Below are 20,103 nucleotides of genomic sequence, written 5' to 3'. Positions count from 1 at the left end.
GGCGCGGGAGGGACTTGCGCCGGTTCAAGCATATTCATCTGGAGGAGTATGATGAAAACGTTGAACGCCATCATTGGCGCAACCGCTCTTGCGGCCGCCACCCTGTTCTCCGCCGTTGCCGGCGCGCAGACGTATCCCGATCGTACGATCACCATGGTCGTGCCCTTCTCTGCCGGTGGCCCGACCGACACCGTCGCGCGTCTCGTCGCCGAAGCGATGTCCAAGGATCTCGGCCAGCAGGTCATCATCGAGAACGTTGGCGGTGCAGGCGGCACGCTTGGTGCTGCGCGCGTCGCGAATGCCGAAGCGGACGGCTACACGGTGCTCCTGCACCATATCGGCATGGCGACGAGTGACACACTCTATCGCAAGCTGCCCTACGAGACGCTGGACGCTTTTGAATATGTCGGCCTCGTCACTGAAGTACCGATGACGATCGTTGCGCGCAAGGACCTCGAGCCGACCGACCTGAAGGGCCTGATCGAGTACGCGAAGGCCAACAAGGACACCGTTACCGTTGCCAATGCCGGCATCGGCGCTGCCTCTCATCTTTGCGGCATGCTGTTCATGAGCGCGATCGAGACCCCGCTGGTCACGGTGCCTTACAAGGGCACGGGCCCGGCGATGACGGATCTTCTCGGCGGCCAGGTCGATATCATGTGCGACCAGACGACCAACACGACGAAGCAGATCCAGGGCGGCACCATCAAGGCCTATGCCGTGACCTCGCCCGAGCGTCTGGATGTTCTGAAGGACGTACCTACTGCTGCCGAAGGTGGTCTGTCCGACTTCCAGGTCGGCATCTGGCACGGCATCTACGCGCCAAAGGGCACGCCGGAAGAGGCCGTGAACCGCCTTTCGGAAGCCCTGAAGGTGGCGCTTGCTGATCCGAATGTTGCGGCACGGTTCGCCGAGCTTGGAACGGAGCCGTCGCCGCAGTCTGACGCAACGCCGGACGCCCTGAAGGCGAAGCTCGAAGGCGAAATCGCTCGCTGGAAGCCGGTGATCGAAGCGGCCGGCGAATACGCCGACTGATCCCTCAACGCCAGTCTTCGGTCCTCTCTCTGCGCGTCAGGGGGAGGACCATCTTTATGGCGCTCGTGCTGCGCCCCTCCATTCTTCCGGAGCGACCATGAAATCCACGACATTTGACAGAGCCAATCTATTGTGCGGCCTGCTGTTCATTGCGCTTGGCGCGTTCTTCGCGCTTCAATCGCTGACGCTCGAACTCGGCACCGCCTTTCGCATGGGGCCGGGGTATTTCCCGCTGATCCTCGCTTGCGCGCTGATCCTGCTGGGGGGCGTGATCCTGCTTCAATCCATCCGCGTTGAAGGGGAGCCGATCGGCCACATCGCGTGGCGCGGCATGTTCTTCATCCTACCGGCACCGATCTTCTTTGGCCTAACGGTCCGTGGCCTCGGTTTCGTGCCGGCCCTGTTCCTGACGGCGCTGATAGCGTCCTTCGCATCCGGTAAGATGAAGCCTCTGACGGCGCTGGTCCTGGCGTTCTGCCTGACGATCTTTTCGGTCCTTGTTTTCAGTTACGGTCTCGGTTTGCCGTTCCGGCGCTTCGGCCCGTGGCTCGGGTTCTAGGAGAGGCAGATGGATTTCTTGAGCAATCTTGCCCTGGGCTTTTCCACGGCGTCGTCGATCGAAAACCTGTTCTTCTGCCTGATCGGCGTCCTGCTCGGCACGCTGATCGGGGTTCTTCCCGGGATCGGCGCTACCGCGACGATCGCGATGCTGCTGCCGATCACCTTCCAGCTCGAACCGGTCTCGTCGCTCATCATGCTGGCAGGCATCTACTACGGCGCCCAGTACGGCGGCTCCACCACTGCGATCCTGATCAACATGCCAGGTGAATCCTCTTCGGCCGTCACGGCAATCGACGGCTACCAGATGGCGCGAAAGGGCAGGGCAGGGGCGGCGCTTTCGATTGCCGCACTCGGCTCCTTCTTCGCCGGGAGCGTTTCGACATTCCTTGTCGCAATCTTTGCGCCACCATTGACGGCGATCGCTCTTCAGTTTGGGTCGGCGGAGTACTTCTCGCTGATGATCGTCGGCCTGGTGTCGTCGATTGCGTTGGCGCATGGCTCCGTCATCAAGGCGCTGGCAATGGTGGCGCTCGGCCTGCTTCTGGGGCTCGTGGGCACGGACATCTATACCGGCACCCCGCGGTTCACCCTGGGAATCCGCGAATATTCGGACGGCCTCAACTTCGTTGCCGTCGCAGTGGGGGTCTTCGGTATCGCCGAGATCCTGCGCAACCTGGAGAACGAGAAGACGCGCTCGCTGCTGATGGCGAAGGTAAGCGGTCTGCTGCCGACACGGGACGATTTCAGGAAGATGGTGGCGCCGGTTCTGCGCGGCACGGTCATCGGATCGGCGCTCGGTATCCTTCCCGGCGGCGGTGCCATTCTTGCGTCCTTTGCCTCCTACACGGTGGAAAAGCGCGTGTCGGACAAGCCGGAGGAGTTCGGCCACGGGGCAATCGCTGGCGTAGCAGGTCCGGAATCCGCCAACAACGCCGGTGCGCAGACGTCCTTTATTCCGCTTCTGACGCTTGGCATCCCGGCCAATCCGGTGATGGCGCTGATGATCGGCGCGATGATCATCCAAGGCATCGTTCCGGGACCGAACGTCGCAACTGAGCAGCCGGCTCTCTTCTGGGGCATCATCGCCTCCATGTGGATCGGCAACCTGATGCTGGTGGTTCTGAACCTGCCGCTGATCGGGCTGTGGGTGAAGCTCCTGACGATCCCCTATTACGTACTCTTCCCCATCATCATGGCCTTCTGCTCGATCGGGGTCTACAGTGTCAACTCGAACGTCTACGACCTCTTCGCGGTCGCCTTCTTCGGGCTCATCGGCTATGTGCTGGTCAAGCTGCGCTGTGAGCCCGCACCGCTGCTGCTCGGCTTCGTGCTTGGGCCTCTGCTGGAGGAAAACCTGCGGCGCGCAATGATCCTATCGCGGGGCGATCCGACCACGTTCTTCAAACGTCCGATCAGCGCCACCTTGCTGGTCATTGCCCTGGCGGTTTTGGTGATTGTCTTCCTGCCAAGCGTGCGGAAAAAGCGCGATGAGGTGTTTCAGGAAGAAGACTGACGAAGTACGCAGGTGCTTCAGATCGTCTGAAGCACCTGCAGTTCCGAGACCGGCGGACGCTCCGCAATCCGCTTCAGCAGAAGGCGTCCCATTAGGGCACCGGCTTCCGCGAGGTCCTCGTAGATGGTCTCTGTCCGTGGCCTGATCTGGTCAAAGAGGCCTGACGTTTGTTTCGCAACCAGCCGGACGTCACGACAGAGGTCGAGACCGCGGTCATGAGCCGCCGCCATCACAGCGAGCGCAGAAACCTCACCGCCACAGATGAAGCCATCCGGGCGGTCCGGCTGCGAAAGCCGCTGGTCAATTACACACCGGATGTCGTCCGACTTGCTGTCCAAGGTCACTTCGTCAGGGATATCGAATGCGAGGCCTTCCTCCCGGACGGCCTTCATGAAGCCGTGGCGCATATGGTGAGCGAAGGTGAAACGCTCCGGCGGCAGGATGATGCAGAGCTTCTTTGAGCCGCCATCGATGAGTTTGCGTGCGGCTTTGTAGGCGAAGGCGTAATTGTCGAAGTCGACGAACGGATGCGGCGTCGCAAGCTCTGTCCGCCCATGGCAGATAAAGGGGAAGTCCCGCTCGAGGAGCAGCTTCACCCGCTCGTCGGAGGGCTCGGTCCGTGTGAAGACTATGCCGTCCGCCATCCTGTTGCGCATGATGTGCCTGACCGGATCCTGGGCCGGCGTGTCGGAAAAGTGTGGCGTGATCACCAGATGGTAGGTCGTCCCCCGCAGAGCCTCGGTCAGGCCGTTGATCATCGAGGTCGCGTAGCCGAGGATCTCCTCGTGGGGGTCCAGAACGAGACTGATGACGTTCGTTCGGCCGGTGCGCAGCCTCTGGGCTGCTCGATCCGGAAAGTAGCCGATCTCCTCCGCGACCCGCCGCACCCGTAGCCGGGTTTCCAACGCGATCTGCGGTGCATCCGCCAGTGCGCGCGAGACGGTGGTCACCGCCAGGCCCGTCAGTTCCGCCACCGTCCGGAGCGTCGGCTTGGCATCGTCCCGGAGGTACGTACCTCTTTCTGCGGGCGGGCTGCCGCGCGCCCCGCTCTCGTTCCGATTCCTCATCGGATAGTCACCTCACTCCCGACCCTGCAAAGGGTCTCCTTATGGGGAACTATATCGTTATAAATTTCGCGGGCAATTCCCGTTGTGCAGGTTTGCAAAGAAAACTTGCTTCGACAAATCAATGCCCCATCTGGCGCTTCCGCCGCTCCGCCACGGATCGCACGGGGTTGACAGCCCTGGGTTTTGTATCGTTATAAATTGACCATCCGGAGAGGAGCCCGGATCTAGAGGAGATTCTCATGAACATTAGAACATTTACTAAGCTGGCTGCCGGCGCTGCTCTGATCGCGGTGACGGCCGGTGCCGCAAAGGCTCAAGAAGGCGTTGAAGTCCTCCACTGGTGGACGTCCGGCGGTGAGGCTGCGGCGCTTAACGTCCTGAAGGAAAACCTGCAGAAGGAAGGCATTTCCTGGCAGGACATGCCGGTGGCCGGTGGTTCCGGTGTCCAGGCGATGACGGCGCTTCGTGCCCGCGTCACCTCCGGCGATCCGCCGACCGCGGTCCAGATGCTCGGTTTCGACATCAAGGACTGGGCCGAGATGGGCGTTCTGGGCAACCTGAACGATCTTGCGGAAGAGCAGGGCTGGGACGAGGTCATTCCGGCTGCTTTGCAGGAATTCTCGAAGTTTGACGGCGACTGGATTGCAGCGCCAGTGAACGTACACTCCACGAACTGGCTGTGGCTGAACAAGGCCGCTCTCGACAAGGCCGGTGGTGAAGCGCCGAAGAACATGGATGAGCTGTTTGCGCTGCTCGACAAGTTCAAGGAACAGGGGATCACGCCGCTCGCCCATGGCGGTCAGCCCTGGCAGGACGGCACCCTCTGGGAATCGGTCGTTCTTTCGGTCGGTGGCATGGACTTCTACAAGAAGGCTGTGATCGAGGCCGATCCGGAAGCTCTCTCCAGCGATACCATGCGTCAGGTCTTCGACGACATGAGCAAGCTGCGCACCTATTTCGACCCGAACTTCTCCGGCCGCGACTGGAACCTTTCCACCGCGCTCGTCATCGAAGGCAAGGCCGGCGCCCAGCAGATGGGCGACTGGTCGAAGGGCGAGTGGCTGCGCGCGGACAAGAAGCCTGGTGAAGACTTCGTCTGCATCCGCTTCCCCGGCACCCAGGGTTCCGTGCTGTTCAACTCCGACCAGTTCGTCATGTTTGACGTCGGTGAAGACAAGCGTGATGCACAGCTGAAGATGGCAGGCGCCGTTGAAGATCCGGCCTTCCAGATCGCCTTCAACACCGTAAAGGGTTCCGTGCCGGCTCGCACCGACGTTCCTGATACGGAGTTCGACGATTGCGGGAAGAAGGGCATGAAGGACCTGGCTGAAGCTGCTGCCAGCGGCAACCTCGCCGGTTCGCTCGCCCACGGCCACGCACAGCCTTCGGCCGTCAAGGAAGCTGTCTTCGACGTGGTCACCCAGCACCTGAATGGTCAGATCACGACCGACCAGGCTCTGGAGCGCCTGCCGCAGGCCGTTGCATCCGCTCAGTAAGTGCGAAGCATCTTCAATATCTGAAAATGGCCGGGGATGACCCGGCCATTTTCTCACTCACAAATCTCGCTTTTCAATTCGCGGTCTCGGCCGGAGGTGGTGTATGACGACGATCGAACCCGTTCCCATTGTGACGCCGGAGCGACCGCGTCGGTCCTTCACGGCGCGGCTGGGAACGCTGCTGCCGAAGATCGTCCTCGCGCCGTCCTTCGCCATTACCCTGATCTTCGTCTATGGCTTCATCCTGTGGACGGTCTACCTGTCTTTCACGCGCTCGCGCATCCTGCCAGTCTACGACCTGGTCGGGCTCGACGCCTATTACCGGCTCTGGTCGCAACCGAACTGGTACATGGCGATCAAGAACCTCGCGATCTTCGGCGTGCTTTACATCAGCCTTTGCACCGCTATCGGCCTGTTCATCGCAATCCTGATGGACCAGCGCATCCGCGCAGAAGGCCTGCTGAGGCCGATCTTCCTTTATCCCATGGCGCTGTCCTTCGTCGTTACCGGTACCGCCTGGAAGTGGTTCCTCAACCCGGGCCTCGGCCTCGAAAAGACGATGCACAATCTCGGCTGGGAGAGCTTCAAGTTCGACTGGCTGGTCAACACCGACATGGCGATCTACACCATCGTGATTGCTGGTGTCTGGCAGGCATCCGGCTTCGTCATGGCCATGTTCCTTGCCGGGCTGCGCGGCATCGACGGCGAGATCATCAAGGCTGCCCAGATCGACGGCGCACCGGTGTTTGCGATCTACCGGCGCATCATCATCCCGATGCTCCGGCCCGTATTTCTCTCGGCCTTCATCGTTCTGGCGCATATGGCGATCAAGTCATACGACCTCGTCATTGCATTGACGGGCGGCGGTCCCGGCAATGCGACGGAGCTGCCGTCGACCTTCATGTACTCCTATACCTTCACGCGCAGCCAGATGGCGGTCGGTTCCGCAAGTGCGGTCATGATGCTGATGGGCATCACCGCCATCATCGTGCCTTATCTCTATTCCGAGCTTCGGGAGAAGCGTTCATGAGTGCTGCAGCCGAAACCGTCAGCGCCGGTTCTGCGCGCACGGCCCGCATCGTCATCTACTCGCTGCTGGTCCTCCTCGCCCTCGTCTACCTGCTGCCGCTCTACGTGATGCTGACGACCTCCTTCAAATCGCTGGCGGAAATTCGCGGCGGCGACATGCTCGCCCTGCCGCGAGATCCATCCTGGGAGGCCTGGACGAAGGCCTGGGGTCAAGCCTGCATCGGCGTGACCTGCGAAGGCATCAAAGGGTATTTCTGGAACTCCATCCGCATGGTCGTCCCTGCGGTGCTGATCTCGACGGTGCTGGGCGCGCTAAACGGTTATGTGCTGACGAAGTGGCGCTTCCCCGGCCACAAGCTGGTCTTCGGCCTGATGCTGTTTGCCTGCTTCATCCCGTTCCAGGCGGTGCTCATCCCGATGGCGCGCGTGCTCGGGATCTTCGGCCTCGCCAATTCCACCACCGGGCTCGTCTTCGTCCACGTGGTCTATGGTCTCGGCTTCACGACGCTGTTCTTCCGCAACTATTACGAGGCGTTTCCGGACGAGCTGATCAAGGCGGCGATGATCGACGGCGCAGGGTTCTTCAAGATCTTCTGGCGCATCCTCTTGCCGAGTTCGGGTCCGATCATCGTGGTGACGATCATCTACCAGTTCACCAATATCTGGAACGACTTCCTGTTCGGCGTCTCCTTCTCTTCCGGGGCGGAGTCGCCGATGACGGTTGCGCTCAACAACCTCGTTTCTTCTTCCACCGGCGTCAAGGAATACAATGTCGACATGGCGGCCGCCGTGTTCGCGGCCTTGCCGACACTCTTCGTTTACATCGTCGCCGGACGCTATTTCGTGCGTGGCCTCATGGCTGGCGCAGTCAAGGGATAACCGCAATGAGCTTTCTCGAGATCAAGAACCTCAGCAAGAAGATTGGCAACAACGAGGTTCTCAAGAACATCAGCATTGAGCTCGAAAAGGGCGGCTTCCTCGTTCTTGTCGGCCCCTCCGGCTGCGGCAAGTCCACTCTCCTGAACGCAATCGCGGGCTTGATGCCGCTGACGTCGGGCGAGATCGTGCTGGATGGCCAGGTCATCAATGACCTGCACCCCTCCAAGCGCGACATCGCGATGGTCTTCCAGAGCTACGCGCTCTATCCGAACATGACCGTGGAAGAGAATATCGGCTTCGCGCTCGAAATGAGGGGTGTCGACAAGTCTGAGCGCGGAGAGCTGATCCGCAATGTTGCCAAGACCCTGCAGATCGAGCACCTGCTCAGCCGGCGTCCGAGCCAGCTTTCCGGCGGGCAGCGTCAGCGCGTTGCCATGGGGCGGGCGCTGGTGCGCCAGCCGCGTGTCTTCCTGTTCGATGAGCCGCTGTCGAACCTCGACGCTAAGCTCCGCGTGGAGATGCGGGCCGAGATCAAGTCGCTGCACCACAACACGGATGCGACAATCATCTATGTCACGCACGACCAGATCGAGGCGATGACGCTGGCGACGAAGATCGTGGTGCTGAAGGATGGAGCAATTCAGCAGGTCGGAACGCCGGCGGAAATCTACAATCATCCTGCCAATCTGTTCGTGGCGGACTTCATGGGTTCACCCGCGATGAACATGCTGAAGGGCAAGGCGGTCTCCAGCAATGGCACCCGGCAAATCTCGATCTTTGATGGGACGGTCAGGGTTCCCATGCCATCATCCGTTACGACCCAGCTCGCGGATGGAAGGGAGGTCATTCTCGGTCTGCGGCCAGAGGGTATCACGGACGAGGGATTGGTCGATCCGACCGCCGATGCAATCGCAAAGGTGGATGCAGACGTGCGCCTGGTGGAGCCGACGGGATCGGATACCTTTGTAACGGCCACGCTGCAAGGAAGCTCATTCACCGGACGTGTGCGGGCGGATGTGCCGATTGCTCCGCGCGAACGGTTCACCTTCGTGTTCAACCTCGACAAGGCAGTTGTCTTCGATCCCGCTACGAACCAACGCCTGACCTGATCTTTCCAACAGGAACAAACACCTGCGGCCCCTGTTAGAAGATCACTATCGATCAGCAACAGGGAACCAGGTGTGATGAGCAGGGACGAACATCCCTCTGGCGGCTACAGAAACGACGGCCTTCGCAGCGAGCGGGATCCAGAGATCAACGACGGCCGGAGCCAAAAGGATCAACAGACGGATCCCGCGTCACCCCCGGGTGAACTTCCGGAGGTCGAGTACGCCCAAAACGAGATGTCGAAGGCTTGGGCACGGGACTCCTATCGCGCCGATTACGGTCGAGCCTCCGAGCCGGCTCGCAACGATTTTGGCAGGAAGCGCGTTCCAGATGCTGGCGACACGCCCGAGCGCAAGTAATCGAACGCGCGCCAAGATCAGCAGCAGGAGCCACACACATGAGTTCGACACAAAAGCCAGCTGACAAGCAAACGGTTGAGAATGACGCGGCAGGACAGTTCGCCAATGTGAAGGCCGGCGGAAAAAGCTCCGGCGTCGCGAGCGCCAAGCCTACGGTGATCACCGGATCAGAAGACGCTACGGCTCACAAGGAGCCGCCGGGCGACGATGCGCCGAAGGACTGAAATCTGGCCTTTCGGCATCAGTCCAACTCGGCTCTCCTGTGCCATGGGAGCCGAATTGTGCAGCATTGAGACGTCCGCTATCGGGCACGGGGACCATTTCTTCAGTGGAATATTCATCCTGAGCTCTCAAAGGGTTGGTGGTTTCTCCAAAAGAAGCTAGAACGGACCTGTGCTACATTAGCAAGGGGCGGGATACATGAGGGCTTCTACCGCTGCGGTCACTGACGTGATCGCTGGGGAGACTTTGTAGTGTCGAAAGAGGGGGTTGTGCCCCGCTTTCTTCCGACTGCTTCGATCGGGGTCTACCTGATTGCCCTTTCGGCAGTGGTAGCTATCCCTCTCATTGCCTTCGTTCTCTTTCTGATGATCGAGCTGGAAAGCAGAGATCGCGAGCTCCTTGCCGCAAGTACCGCGGAAGACGCACAGATGGTTGCCCGCTCTGTCGATCGGGCGCTTCAGGACATGACCACGACCCTGCGGGTCCTTGCGGGTTCGCCGGAGCTCGAACAGGGGGATCTTCGGGCTTTCCATAACCGGAGTCAGGATAGTCTCCGATCAAACTCGCTCTATGTGATCGCCGTTGATGCCAATGGTCAGCAGTTGCTGAACACCCGTGTTCCCTTCGGCACTCCCTTACCGCCTACGTCGAGTCCTTCCACACTTCGGGCTGCGCTCGAAAGCGAAGTGACACAAATCTCCAACGTCTTCTTCGGCCCGACCAGCGGTCGTTTCGTGTTCAACGTCGTGATGCCATTGTCGGAGGAGAAAGCGGCCAGTTCGGGCGCGCACGCTCTCATCATGACGCAAGATGCGGAAGATCTGCAGAGGCTCCTTTCGACAGAAGGCATGCCGCCCGGATGGTCTGTCGCTATCTTGGATGGCGATGGCGCGATCGTCACAGCTCTTGGGGAAAGCAACGCCTCCTCGATCACCGACTTTTCAGAAGAGACGGTCAGGCTGATGTCCGGCGTCAATGGTACGATAGAGGATGTGGGTGGCGAGCCGGAAGAAATCTATGGCTATGCCCAGATCGTCGGCTCTCAGTGGAAGGCCGTCGTCTGGGGGCCGATCAGCACGGCCCAGGCGGCTATCCTTCACACATCGCGTCAGTTGATCGTCGGAAGCATCCTGTTTCTCGCGATCGGCATGCTCTGCGGTTATCTGATCGCACGCCAACTTCGCCTTCCCATCAGGCAGATTGCCGAAATGGCGGAGCGCATTGGGAGAGGCGAGATCGTTCCCCCCGTGGAGACCCGCATTCGGGAAGTGAGCCAAATCTCAGTCGCGCTCTCCAACGCTTCCTTCGACAGGAGCCAGGCCGAAGATAAAATGCACCTAATTCTGCATGAACTCGTGCACAGGACGAAGAACATCCTGACGCTGGTTCAAGCGATGATGCGCCAGTTGGGGCGCCAGGAGGCCACCATGGAGGAGTTCCAGAAGGCGATTTCGACGCGCCTGCAGGGACTGGGCCGCTCGATTGAGGTTCTCGCAAGCGAGCAATGGGTCGGAGTGCCGTTGAAGCGACTGGTCAGAATACAGCTCGAGACATTTGCCGAGGCTTCCGATCGCGTCGAGCTCGATGGTGAAGACATCGCACTAAAGGCGGAAGCGGTGCAGAACCTCGGTCTGGTTCTCCATGAGCTTGCCACCAATTCGCTCAAGTATGGCGCCCTCTCCGTTCCCGAGGGGAAGGTTGTGTTTTCGTGGCGACAGGATGTCCCATCAGAGCCGAAATCGCTCCTCAGAATGACGTGGGAGGAGCTTGGTGGCCCTCCGGCGCAAGAGCCTGCGCAGACGGGCTTCGGGACAACGATTATCAGACGGCATGCTGAGGCGTCGTTCGGTGGACGGGTCGACGTCCATTATCGGGAGAGTGGTTTTTCATGGGCGCTGGCCGCGCCCCGCGAAGCTTTCGAGCGAAGTTCCAGTGAAACCATTCCGGAGCTGATGACATGAGTACGGTGGCCGCAGGAACGAAGAGAGCCGGTTCTCGTTCTAAGGCCCATGGATGTTACAGCTTTCTCCGCTCCAGACGAGCAATCCCTTAAGGAAATCGGTCTCACGTATGTGAGTGATACCCAGCCTGGTATCCGGCGATTGCGCGCCGGAAGGGGATTTTGCTATCGGCTGCCGGACGGCAAGCTCCTGACCAACCCGGAAGAGAAGCGCCGGATCGCGGCTCTTGGCCTGCCGCCGGCATACGAGAATGTGTGGATCTGCATGGATCCTCAGGGCCATCTCCAGGCCACCGGTTATGATGCTCGGGGCCGCAAGCAGTACCGCTATCACACTGCCTGGCAGAGCCACCGGAGCGAGCTGAAATACGATCAGCTGATCCGCTTCGGTGAAGCCTTGCCGCGCATCCGCAGGCGGATCGAGCGGGATCTAGCTCTTGGACTGGACCACCAGGAAGCCGTGCTCGCGGCCATAGTGGCTCTGATGGATGCCGCTCATCTGCGGATCGGAAATCGTGCCTATGCTAAGGAAAACAGGACCTATGGTGCAACGACGCTGCTCAAGCGTCACATGAAGCTCTCAGACGATGCGGTGGTGCTGAAGTTTACGGCCAAGGGCGGGAAAAAGGTAAGCCATACGATCCAACACCCACGTCTGCAGCGCATCTTCGAGGAGATTGCAGATCTCCCGGGTCGTCAGCTGTTTTCTTGGCCCGACGACGATGGCTTGCCTCATCCCGTCGATTCAGGCCGTTTGAACGCATATCTGGCTGCAATTGCCGGTTTTCCCATTTCCGCAAAGACGTTTCGAACTTGGGGCGGCAGCCTGGCTGGCTTCTCTTCAGTCTGGCAGGCCGTGAAGGACGGGCAGAAGCCGAAGGTAAAACTCGTTTGCCACGCCGCGTCCGAGCGGCTCCACAACACGCCCGCGGTTTGCAGGTCTAGCTACATCCACCCGGCGATCCTCGCTCTGGTGGAAGACCAGTCGCCGCTCCAGACAATATTTTCAGACCCCGTGAAGACGGGCAGCCTGAGAGGCCTGCGGGCGGACGAAAAGCGCCTTCTTGTTTTTCTGCGGGAAGCAGCGGGAGAACTGGTTGCGGCCGCCGCGACTGAGGACGTGGCGACCGCACCAAGATAGCTTCAGCTATGCGGCCCGGCGATCGTGGCGGCCTTCCTTGACCTCTTCGACGATCTTGGCGACGAAAGCATCAAGATCTTTGGGAGACCTCGACGTGATAATGCCATTGTCGACCACGACCTCCTCGTCGACCCACTGAGCGCCCGCATTGCGAACATCTGTCCTGATCGAAGGATAAGATGTTGCGCGGCGGCCGCGCAGTGCATCTGCCTCGACCAATAGCCACGGTGCGTGGCAGATCGCAGCGACGGGCTTTCCGCTTCTGACGAAATCGCGGACGACGCGCATTGCATCTTCGTCCGTGCGAAGCACATCTGGGTTGATTTGTCCGCCAGGTAAAACGATTGCGTCGAAATTCTCGACCTTCACCTCGGAAGCAAGAAGATCGACATCGGCACTGTCGCCCCAATCGGTTTCATCCCAACTCCTGATCTGACCATTCTTGATCGATGCGATCTTCACCTCGGCGCCTTGTTTGCGCAACTGGTCCAGCGGGACGCGCAACTCTGATCGTTCATAGCCATCAGTTGCAAGAATGAGAATGGTAGCAGACTTGATGTCAGCCATTACGTTACTCCTAATCTAGAAGGTCTCTAAAGTTGTCCGTTCTCCCATCAGCGGAAGCTATAGAAAGGCGCCGAAGAAGGGGCTGCCTCGGGTCGTCCTCTGAGCGGAGGCTTTTCCGTCCGTGCAAAAGGAACACACTTCACCTCCATTCGTTCCCGCTGTGCGTCGACTGTGACAACCGCTGACAATCAGCCTGGAACAAACGCCCTACGATCGCGTTTACTTCCGATCGCCCGCGGCGAAGCCGCGGAGGGAGCTGGATGTGCCAGGGGGTCTTTTGCAGGATGGAGCTGATCTGCCCGGCCGGAGCGTCGGTAGCGGGAGAAGATGTTTAAGCGAGTGCCGGAGGCAGGCGCTTCGGGCAGCGCTCCTTGTTGGTCTTCCTTCTCTCTCCTCTTGTTCCGGGCCTCAGTCAGCCTTGGATCCCGCAGGCCCTGAAGCCGCAGATGTTGCAAACCTCTTCTATATGATGCTGGCCGGCGGGGCGCTGGTTTGGATTGGCGTGGTTGGTGCATTGATCTATGCGTCAAGGCGGGGGCGAGAGCCGCATTCGGAGCTATGGGCGTTCCATTTCGTTGTCTGCTATGTCGTCGTGGCGATCTATTGTGAAAAAATGCTCGTCTGGAGCATCGACTTCGACCTGACCCGGATCGGTCTTGGCATTTTTACGCTGCTAGCGCTCGCTATGATCGTTTTGTCGGCCTACCTTGCCTCGCGGCAGTGGGGTTTCGGATCGCGTGAGCCTCCGCACTCACAGACAACAGACCGCGACCGTTGGCGCTTTCCGGGGTTTGCAACCCTTCTCCTTTCAGGACTGAATTTCTTGACCGTAGTCTATGTCGCAATCCCGCTGGCTTTTATCGCGGGGTGCCAGATATGAGGCGGGTTTCCGCGACGGGCGGACTGCTCGTGCTTTTGGTTCTATGGGTTGGCGTCCTTCCCTTCTCCAACCGCGCTTCCTTTTCCGTCCACATGATCGTCCATATGGGAGTGGTTGCCGTGGTGGCGCCACTGCTTGCCGTCGGCCTCACCGGCTCGCGCTATGATATGACCATTCGTTGGCCATGGTTCACACCCGTGGTGGCGTCTGTCGTTGAGCTGGCGGCAATCTGGGGGTGGCATCTTCCGGCGGCACGTGAAGCGGCGGAAGGCTCGTGGGTCCTTACTGCGCTCGAGCAGATGACGTTTCTTCTTGCGGGGCTCCTGCTTTGGCTGTCTTGCCTCGGCGGGGCACTGGATGGGCGCGAGGGGAGGCGGCTTGCCGGAACCTTCGGCCTCCTGTTTACCTCCATGCATATGACCTTGCTGGGAGCCTTGTTGGCGCTCTCGCCGCGGCCGCTTTATGGTGACGCTGAGGTGACATGCTTTGGCGTCCCAATGAGCGCGGCTGTCGATCAACAGGCCGGTGGCGTCGTGATGCTTCTGATCGGTGCGATCGTTTATCTCGCGGGCGGCGTTGCCCTTCTCGCGACCACGCTTGAAGCCCGAACCAGCTCTGGAGGCACACCTTGAAGATCGGCTGGAGACAGGTCCTTATCGGAGTGTTCGGCGTCCCAGCTCTGGCGCTGCTCGTTGGTTGGTCCGGCCTGATCGGGGTAGGCGCCAGCTCTGGACACTGGGCCGTTACAGACTGGTTCCTGCATTGGGTGATGCGCAACTCCGTTCGCACTGCTGCCCTTTCCGTGACGGCTCCGCCTCTCGATGATCCTGCTCTCCTTCCCCCCGCTGCCGGACACTACGAGATCGGGTGTGCGATGTGTCACGGATCGCCGGTTCGCGATCCCGTTGCAGTGGTGCCGCATATGCTGCCCGCGCCGCCTGATCTTGCTCCTGTCATCTCGACCTGGACGGACGAGCAGTTGTTCCAGATCGTTCGGCACGGTGTGCGCTTCACGGGCATGCCCGCGTGGCCGACGCAGGTGCGGCCGGACGAGGTCTGGGCGATGGTGGCGTTCCTTCGGGCGCTACCTAATTTGGATGCTGCCCGATACTACGAGTTATCGGGCCTCTACCAGCCACCCATGGAAGGGGAGGTGGATGACCTGCCGCTTACCTGCGAAAGTTGCCATAGCCAGCGCAGGCTCACCTCCCACAGCATTGTCCCCAGTCTTGCGGGGCGGTCGGAAGCATACCTGCTGGAAAGCCTGAAGGCTTATGCGAATGGACAGCGCGCTAGCGGAATCATGCAGGTCGCGATCGGATCGTTGACGGAGGATACGTTCGCCGAGCTTGCGCGCTACTACGCCAGCCAGCAACGCTCGCAGCGAACTGAGGTGTCGGCGGAGACAGAGCTCGTCGATCGAGGCCGGTCCATAGCGGAAAACGGGCGAGCCAAGGACAAGATCCCAGCATGTCTGTCCTGTCACGAAAAGCCCGGGGCAAATCCGGTGTATCCGAAGCTTGCCGGCTTAAGCCAGCCATACATCGAGCGACAGCTCAAGCTCTTCGTCGAAGGTGTCCGTGGTGGAACGTCGTACAGCCACCTCATGCTGGAGGTGGCGAAGAACTTGGAAGAGGACGACATTGCAGCGGTGGCTGCCTATTTTGCGCAGCGGGACAATTGATGCTCGTCGACTTAGACAGGAATGACCATCATGTAACAGACGGCAACGACCATGACCAATCCGGCTGCTTCTACCCAATCTTTCGCCATGGCTGTCTCCATCGTTAGAATGAGAACTGAACGCCTGCAAACCGATGGTGTTCCACATTTACGACACGAAGATGGCGGATTTGCCTTAATCGCACGATATTTACCTGATCTCTGCTGAGGCTCTCGCTTTTGCGGCCTCCAAGATGCTTCGCAGTTCGACTGCGGCCGCATTTTCGATCGCGAAGCCTTGTTCGGGAAGTACACCTGGATCTTCCTCATTGTCCTTGAAAGTCGCGTCGCTTCGGAGCTTCCGGAGAAAGTCGGCGGTCGCGGCCTCACCACCAATCATCGCCGCCAGCATGTCGATCATCAATTCGCGATGAGCATTCAGGCGGCCTTCCAGTTCCTCGGGCGTCAGCATGTTCATTGCTTTCTCCAACTGCGTTTGATCCATAGATAGGCGCGCCAGTCGGAAGGGAACAATGCCTTCTTGATAAAGTTACCCATAGACTTGGTGGAGACGCTTCTGCACGGACCGAGGCAGGGGCGCGTGTGTTGAGGGGTGAACCTCCTGGTAGCGCAGGCGCTGCGTCCGAAGAATATTTGGAGAAGGATGACGATGTTTCGTGCGATCACTACGGCCTCAATGATCTTGTTCCTGGTGGCTTGCAGCGATCAGGGAACGGATACCAGCGACCCGATCAACAACACTCCTCAGAGCGGGCCAACTGCTGCACCGACGGACGCGGATCCTACGCCTCAGACCGGTGCAGGTGGACAGTCGCCCGTGGAAAGTCCGACTGGTACTGTGAAAAGATAATCAGCGGGTTGTCGGAACCAATACTGCGCCGTCCCATTATTGGAAGGTTCTTCATAGGGGCGGCGCATGGACAGTCATAACGGATACGCGATTCTTCCGGGTAGTTGGGAGCAGCTTGGTGCCAACTACGACGGAGAGGGAACTAACTTCGCCTTGTTTTCCGCACACGCGGAACGCGTCGAGCTCTGCATCTTTGATAGCAGTGGTAAGAACGAGATCGCCCGCCTTGAGCTGCCCGAGTACACCCATGAGATTTGGCATGGCTATGTCCCCGGCCTTCGGCCCGGAAGCTTGTACGGCTATCGTGTGCATGGTCCCTTCGACCCCGAGAATGGTCATCGCTTCAACCCCAACAAGTTGCTGATCGACCCCTACGCCAAAGAGCTGGTAGGCGACGTGGAGTGGAACGAAGCGCATTTCGGTTACGATCTTCTGCATGAGGACAAGGATCTCACCTTTGATGCACGCGACAGTGCGCCCTTCACGCCAAAGTGCCGGGTCTTGGAGCCGAACGGCTTCGATTGGCATCTGAACGACAAGCCCAGCGTGCCCTGGTCACGAACCATCGTGTACGAAACGCACGTGAAGGGTTTCACTCAGCTCAATCCGGCGATACCGCAGGAACTCCGCGGCACCTTCGAAGGTATGGGGCACAAGGCGTCAGTAGACTACATCAAGAGCCTCGGCATCACTTCGGTGGAACTGATGCCGGTGCACTACTTCCCCGACGATCAGCATCTGCTGGAGAAGGGGCTTCACAACTTCTGGGGCTACAATACGCTTGGATTCTTTGCTCCCACGCCTCGGTACTACGGGCCGCGGGGCTATGAGGGCTTCCGCGAGATGGTGCGCAACTTCCACGATGCCGGGATCGAGGTGATCCTGGACGTGGTCTACAACCACACGGCGGAAGGGAACGAATTGGGGCCAACCCTCTCGTTCAAAGGTATCGACAACTTTTCCTACTACCGAACGCTGCCGGACCAGCACCGTTACTACATCAACGATACGGGCACCGGGAACACCGTCAACACGTCGCATCCGCGCGTTTTGCAGATGGTGATGGATTCGCTGCGATACTGGGTGCAGCATATGCAGGTCGACGGCTTCCGCTTCGACCTCGGCACTATTCTGGGGCGGGAGCCGGAAGGGTTCGATCAGCGGGGTGGCTTCTTCGACGCGATTACGCAGTGCCCAATCCTCTCGCGCACAAAGCTGATCGGCGAGCCATGGGACATCGGTCCAGGAGGCTATCAGGTCGGCGGGTTTCCCCCTGGCTGGGCCGAATGGAACGACAAGTACCGCGACACGATCCGCGATTACTGGCGTGGAGAGAATGTCGCTCCTGACTTTGCCGCCCGCCTGCTCGGCTCGGGCGACATCTACGACCTGCGCGGCCGTCGTCCCTGGGCAAGCGTCAATTTCGTTGCCGCCCATGACGGCTTTACGCTCAACGACCTCGTTTCGTACGACGAAAAGCACAATGATGCGAACGGCGAGGACAACAACGACGGCCACAACGACAATCGCAGCTACAACTATGGTGCAGAGGGCCCGACGGAAGACGAAGACATCAATGACGTGCGCGAACGGCAGAAACGCAACTTCCTGGCGACGCTCTTCCTGTCGCACGGCACGCCGATGCTCCTTGCTGGCGACGAGTTCGGCCGCAGCCAGATGGGCAATAACAACGGCTACTGCCAGGACAGCGAAATCTCCTGGGTTCAGTGGGAAAACCTACCCGAAAGCAACGAGGCCCTGCGCGCCTTCACCAAGCAGCTGATCGATCTTCGCGAGAAGCAGCCAATCTTCCGTCGAGAAAGCTGGCGCGATGGTATGGTGGTCAGGTGGTTCAATGCCGGCGGCGGGGAGCAGCTCCCAGAACACTGGCAGGAGGGTACCACGCTCGGGCTCAACCTGAAGCGCGCTGACCTGAAGGGGCAAGACGGTGTGTGGGCCAATGTTCTGGTTCTTTTCAATCCGTTCGAAGGCACCGTACCCTTCCATATTCCAGTGATGAAGGAAGGCAAATGGGTGCTTGAACTCTCAACTGTCGACCCTTCCACACGAGGCATGGAGGTGGAAGAAGGCGAGGACTTGGAGCTTGCCGGCCGCAGTTTTGTCATCCTCAGGCGGGTTACGGACTAATGGGATCCCCATAAGCAACAAAAAACCGGCCGCCTGGCCGGTTTTTTGTTTGTGAACCTCTGCGACGGGCCGTCAGATGGCGATATGAGGCGCGATGCTAATTTCAAGGCTACGCGATTTTTTTGTCAGGCTTGCGTAAACGGCGGCATATTGCTGGGCGCTCCGATCCCAAGAGAATCGGGCCTTCATGCCCTGGTTCTGCAGGCGGGGCCACTGCCGGGGATCAGCATAGGCCTGAAGCGCCCGCCGCAAAGCTCCGCGCAATCCGTCTGTCGTCACCGGATGAAACTGGAATCCGGTTGCCACCCGCGCCGACATGGCAGCGTCATTGGCATCGATGATGGTTTCGGAGAGCCCACCGGTGCGAGACACAACCGGGACGCAGCCGTAGCGCAGCGCGTAGAGTTGAGTCAGTCCGCAGGGTTCAAATCGCGACGGCTGCACGATCGCATCGGAACCCCCGTGGATCAGATGCGCGGTGGGTTCATCGTAGCCGATATGCACCGCCATTCGGCTAGGATAGCGGGACGCGGCTTCCAAAAGCTGCTGCTCTATCGCGTGGTCACCGCGGCCAAAGACGATGAGCTTGCCGCCGTTGCAGATGATCTCGTCCGCCGCTTCGGCCAGCATGTCCATTCCTTTTTGCCAGGTCAGGCGGCTAACTGCGGAAAAGACCGGGCCTTCATCAGTGTCGTCGAGCTCGAACTTTCGGAGCAGAGCGGCACGATTCCCCGACCGGAGACGGAGGTTGGAATGATCGTAGTTCGCAATGAGGTTCGGGTCCGTCATCGGATCCCAGACGTCCAGATCTATCCCATTGACGATGCCCCTGAGAATGGATGCCCGTTCGTTGAGAACCCCGTCCAACCCCATCCCGAAACGCGGCGTGAGGATCTCGCGGGCATAGGTCGGGCTGACGGTCGTAATGGCATCGGCTGTTTGAAGTCCGCCTTTCAGAAAGCTGATGTCACCAAAATATTCAAGGCAGTCGGTCGAGTAGAGCTCCGCCCGCAGACCGAGAAATGGCAAGAGTTGAACGGAGAACTGTCCTTGGAATGCGAGGTTGTGCACGGTGATCACAACGGGAATTCCAAGTCCCATCTCTCGCATGTACACAGATGTCAGAGCTGTCTGCCAGTCGTGGGTGTGAACGAGATCGGGTTGCCATCCGGGAAGCGCTCCGGCAGCCAATTCTGCGGCCGCCAGGCTGAGGGCGGCGAAACGTTTCCAGTTGTCGGGGTGATCTTTGCCTGTGTCGTCCGTGTAGGGCCCGCCGGCACGGTCATAGAGGGCGGGAGCGTCGAGGACAAAAAGGTTTAAGCCCTCTACCCGCACGTGCAGGAGCGATGCAGGCTCACCAAGAAGGTCGTCGAATGCGAGGAGTGGAAGGGCATTGGACAACTGCTCCATGACGATCGGATAGCCTGGCAGGAGTGTTGCGGTTTCTACTCCGCAACGAGCTAGTGCCTTCGGGAGCGAGCCCGTTACATCTGCCAGACCGCCGGTTTTGACGAGCGGGAATATCTCCGAAGCAACCGATAGGACCTTCAGGGGCAAGCTGGTCGACCTCCTCTTGATGCCGCCGGGTGTCGGCACTGACTGCTCC

Annotated in this window: 19 protein-coding genes; 15 read left to right on the top strand and 4 right to left on the bottom strand. The window is 59.7% G+C overall.

The genetic code is table 11. The features are described from left to right. Window positions 1-51: 51 nt before the first annotated feature. From LXM96_RS03790 to LXM96_RS03780, 3 genes are all read left to right on the top strand, one after another. A complete protein-coding gene (locus LXM96_RS03790) occupies window positions 52-1,035 on the top strand; it encodes a tripartite tricarboxylate transporter substrate-binding protein (protein WP_239997009.1) in 984 nt (327 codons plus the stop codon). A gap of 97 nt (window positions 1,036-1,132) precedes the next feature. Next, on the top strand, window positions 1,133-1,594 hold the full coding sequence (locus LXM96_RS03785; protein ID WP_239997008.1) for a tripartite tricarboxylate transporter TctB family protein: 462 nt from the start codon (window positions 1,133-1,135) through the stop codon (window positions 1,592-1,594). Window positions 1,595-1,603: 9 nt separating this feature from the next. Next, window positions 1,604-3,109: a tripartite tricarboxylate transporter permease gene (locus tag LXM96_RS03780; RefSeq protein WP_239997007.1), complete on the top strand. Its 1,506-nt coding sequence runs from the start codon at window positions 1,604-1,606 to the stop codon at window positions 3,107-3,109. Window positions 3,110-3,126: 17 nt separating this feature from the next. Here the strand turns inward: LXM96_RS03780 and LXM96_RS03775 are convergent, their stop codons facing one another. Continuing rightward, complete coding sequence (locus LXM96_RS03775; RefSeq protein ID WP_239997006.1) at window positions 3,127-4,176, bottom strand: LacI family transcriptional regulator; 1,050 nt, start codon at window positions 4,174-4,176, stop codon at window positions 3,127-3,129. 245 nt (window positions 4,177-4,421) lie between these two features. On the opposite strand from LXM96_RS03775, the gene LXM96_RS03770 reads away from it, so the two are divergent. The 8 genes from LXM96_RS03770 (at window position 4,422) to LXM96_RS03735 (ending at window position 12,369) form a co-directional block, all read left to right on the top strand. After that, entirely contained in the window at window positions 4,422-5,672 is a 1,251-nt protein-coding gene (locus tag LXM96_RS03770) for an ABC transporter substrate-binding protein (RefSeq protein ID WP_394801885.1), read from the top strand. A 103-nt stretch (window positions 5,673-5,775) separates the two neighbouring features. After that, the gene (locus LXM96_RS03765) at window positions 5,776-6,702 is read left to right on the top strand and encodes a carbohydrate ABC transporter permease (RefSeq protein WP_239997004.1); all 927 of its coding nucleotides are present in this window, start codon (window positions 5,776-5,778) and stop codon (window positions 6,700-6,702) included. Continuing rightward, complete coding sequence (locus LXM96_RS03760) at window positions 6,699-7,580, top strand: carbohydrate ABC transporter permease (protein WP_239997003.1); 882 nt, start codon at window positions 6,699-6,701, stop codon at window positions 7,578-7,580. Before LXM96_RS03765 ends, LXM96_RS03760 begins: the two co-directional genes overlap by 4 nt. Window positions 7,581-7,585: 5 nt before the next feature. Then, entirely contained in the window at window positions 7,586-8,689 is a 1,104-nt protein-coding gene (locus tag LXM96_RS03755; RefSeq protein ID WP_239997002.1) for an ABC transporter ATP-binding protein, read from the top strand. Between the two features lie 75 nt (window positions 8,690-8,764). Next, on the top strand, window positions 8,765-9,046 hold the full coding sequence (locus tag LXM96_RS03750; protein ID WP_239997001.1) for a hypothetical protein: 282 nt from the start codon (window positions 8,765-8,767) through the stop codon (window positions 9,044-9,046). A gap of 38 nt (window positions 9,047-9,084) precedes the next feature. Beyond that, on the top strand, window positions 9,085-9,270 hold the full coding sequence (locus tag LXM96_RS03745; RefSeq protein WP_239997000.1) for a hypothetical protein: 186 nt from the start codon (window positions 9,085-9,087) through the stop codon (window positions 9,268-9,270). 267 nt (window positions 9,271-9,537) lie between these two features. After that, window positions 9,538-11,229 carry an HWE histidine kinase domain-containing protein gene (locus tag LXM96_RS03740; protein ID WP_239996999.1) on the top strand — a complete coding sequence of 564 codons (1,692 nt, stop codon included), beginning with the start codon at window positions 9,538-9,540 and terminating at the stop codon, window positions 11,227-11,229. Between the two features lie 48 nt (window positions 11,230-11,277). After that, window positions 11,278-12,369, top strand: coding sequence for a DNA topoisomerase IB (locus tag LXM96_RS03735; RefSeq protein ID WP_239996998.1), 1,092 nt, complete (start codon window positions 11,278-11,280; stop codon window positions 12,367-12,369). A 6-nt stretch (window positions 12,370-12,375) separates the two neighbouring features. Here the strand turns inward: LXM96_RS03735 and LXM96_RS03730 are convergent, their stop codons facing one another. Beyond that, on the bottom strand, window positions 12,376-12,936 hold the full coding sequence (locus LXM96_RS03730) for a type 1 glutamine amidotransferase domain-containing protein (RefSeq protein ID WP_239996997.1): 561 nt from the start codon (window positions 12,934-12,936) through the stop codon (window positions 12,376-12,378). Window positions 12,937-13,354: 418 nt separating this feature from the next. Between LXM96_RS03730 and LXM96_RS03725 the strand changes: the two genes are divergently transcribed. Genes LXM96_RS03725 through LXM96_RS03715 form a run of 3 tightly spaced genes read left to right on the top strand, consistent with a single transcriptional unit; the run spans window position 13,355 to window position 15,500 of the window. Next, on the top strand, window positions 13,355-13,816 hold the full coding sequence (locus LXM96_RS03725) for a hypothetical protein (protein WP_239996996.1): 462 nt from the start codon (window positions 13,355-13,357) through the stop codon (window positions 13,814-13,816). Then, window positions 13,813-14,448 carry a cytochrome c oxidase assembly protein gene (locus LXM96_RS03720; protein WP_239996995.1) on the top strand — a complete coding sequence of 212 codons (636 nt, stop codon included), beginning with the start codon at window positions 13,813-13,815 and terminating at the stop codon, window positions 14,446-14,448. Before LXM96_RS03725 ends, LXM96_RS03720 begins: the two co-directional genes overlap by 4 nt. Beyond that, complete coding sequence (locus tag LXM96_RS03715; protein ID WP_239996994.1) at window positions 14,445-15,500, top strand: c-type cytochrome; 1,056 nt, start codon at window positions 14,445-14,447, stop codon at window positions 15,498-15,500. Before LXM96_RS03720 ends, LXM96_RS03715 begins: the two co-directional genes overlap by 4 nt. A 189-nt stretch (window positions 15,501-15,689) precedes the next feature. Here LXM96_RS03715 and LXM96_RS03710 read toward each other — a convergent pair whose 3' ends face one another. Next, window positions 15,690-15,956 (bottom strand): hypothetical protein, encoded by a 267-nt coding sequence (locus tag LXM96_RS03710; RefSeq protein WP_239996993.1) that lies wholly within the window; start codon window positions 15,954-15,956, stop codon window positions 15,690-15,692. 459 nt (window positions 15,957-16,415) lie between these two features. Between LXM96_RS03710 and glgX the strand changes: the two genes are divergently transcribed. Beyond that, complete coding sequence (gene glgX / locus LXM96_RS03705; RefSeq protein ID WP_239996992.1) at window positions 16,416-18,497, top strand: glycogen debranching protein GlgX; 2,082 nt, start codon at window positions 16,416-16,418, stop codon at window positions 18,495-18,497. A 72-nt stretch (window positions 18,498-18,569) separates the two neighbouring features. Here the strand turns inward: glgX and glgA are convergent, their stop codons facing one another. Then, window positions 18,570-20,048, bottom strand: coding sequence for a glycogen synthase GlgA (gene glgA, locus LXM96_RS03700; protein ID WP_239997201.1), 1,479 nt, complete (start codon window positions 20,046-20,048; stop codon window positions 18,570-18,572). Window positions 20,049-20,103 lie beyond the last annotated feature (55 nt).

Source organism: Rhizobium halophilum (assembly GCF_021648825.1).
Classification (GTDB): Bacteria; Pseudomonadota; Alphaproteobacteria; order Rhizobiales; family Rhizobiaceae; genus Neorhizobium; species Neorhizobium halophilum.
The sequence above is the reverse complement of the archived record's forward strand: the minus strand, read 5'-3'. Positions and strand labels throughout refer to the sequence as shown.

Coding starts and splice junctions, on each gene's coding strand:
- LXM96_RS03790 (WP_239997009.1), top strand. CDS start 52: ATGAAAACGTTGAACGCCATCATTGGCGCAACCGCTCTTGCGGCCGCC.
- LXM96_RS03785 (WP_239997008.1), top strand. CDS start 1,133: ATGAAATCCACGACATTTGACAGAGCCAATCTATTGTGCGGCCTGCTG.
- LXM96_RS03780 (WP_239997007.1), top strand. CDS start 1,604: ATGGATTTCTTGAGCAATCTTGCCCTGGGCTTTTCCACGGCGTCGTCG.
- LXM96_RS03775 (WP_239997006.1), bottom strand. CDS start 4,176: ATGAGGAATCGGAACGAGAGCGGGGCGCGCGGCAGCCCGCCCGCAGAA.
- LXM96_RS03765 (WP_239997004.1), top strand. CDS start 5,776: ATGACGACGATCGAACCCGTTCCCATTGTGACGCCGGAGCGACCGCGT.
- LXM96_RS03760 (WP_239997003.1), top strand. CDS start 6,699: ATGAGTGCTGCAGCCGAAACCGTCAGCGCCGGTTCTGCGCGCACGGCC.
- LXM96_RS03755 (WP_239997002.1), top strand. CDS start 7,586: ATGAGCTTTCTCGAGATCAAGAACCTCAGCAAGAAGATTGGCAACAAC.
- LXM96_RS03750 (WP_239997001.1), top strand. CDS start 8,765: ATGAGCAGGGACGAACATCCCTCTGGCGGCTACAGAAACGACGGCCTT.
- LXM96_RS03745 (WP_239997000.1), top strand. CDS start 9,085: ATGAGTTCGACACAAAAGCCAGCTGACAAGCAAACGGTTGAGAATGAC.
- LXM96_RS03735 (WP_239996998.1), top strand. CDS start 11,278: ATGGATGTTACAGCTTTCTCCGCTCCAGACGAGCAATCCCTTAAGGAA.
- LXM96_RS03730 (WP_239996997.1), bottom strand. CDS start 12,936: ATGGCTGACATCAAGTCTGCTACCATTCTCATTCTTGCAACTGATGGC.
- LXM96_RS03720 (WP_239996995.1), top strand. CDS start 13,813: ATGAGGCGGGTTTCCGCGACGGGCGGACTGCTCGTGCTTTTGGTTCTA.
- LXM96_RS03710 (WP_239996993.1), bottom strand. CDS start 15,956: ATGAACATGCTGACGCCCGAGGAACTGGAAGGCCGCCTGAATGCTCAT.
- glgX (WP_239996992.1), top strand. CDS start 16,416: ATGGACAGTCATAACGGATACGCGATTCTTCCGGGTAGTTGGGAGCAG.